The sequence below is a fragment of the Paeniroseomonas aquatica genome, from assembly GCF_030409335.1.
Classification (GTDB): Bacteria; Pseudomonadota; Alphaproteobacteria; order Acetobacterales; family Acetobacteraceae; genus Belnapia; species Belnapia aquatica.
This window is the reverse complement of sequence record NZ_JAUFPN010000103.1, coordinates 1-256: the sequence shown is the minus strand read 5'-3', so window position 1 is coordinate 256 and position 256 is coordinate 1. Positions and strand designations below refer to the sequence as shown.

1 protein-coding gene is annotated in these 256 nt (G+C 59.8%); it reads right to left on the bottom strand.

Annotation, left to right across the window (positions count from 1 at the left end):
* Positions 1-66 precede the first annotated feature (66 nt).
* Positions 67-256: hypothetical protein (locus tag QWZ14_RS09055; protein ID WP_290316309.1), on the bottom strand; the 190-nt coding region annotated here is incomplete at its 5' end.

Below are 256 nucleotides of genomic sequence, written 5' to 3'. Positions count from 1 at the left end.
CTAGCGGCACTAGCGGCACTAGCGGCACTAGCGGCACTAGCGTTCGCTATCATTAGTTAGCGCACGCTAACTAGTTGTATCTGTTGACGCGGTGAGCAGATCCGACTGGCTCGGCTGCCGCTGTGGGAACTTGGAATTGGCCGGCAGGATCCCAGCGCCGATCAGCTCGGTGACGAGCCGATCAATCTCCAGACCAATCGTGCCGGAGGTCGGCACTCGCCCAGTGTAGCTCATTTTACGGACCTCAGCCGAGGTC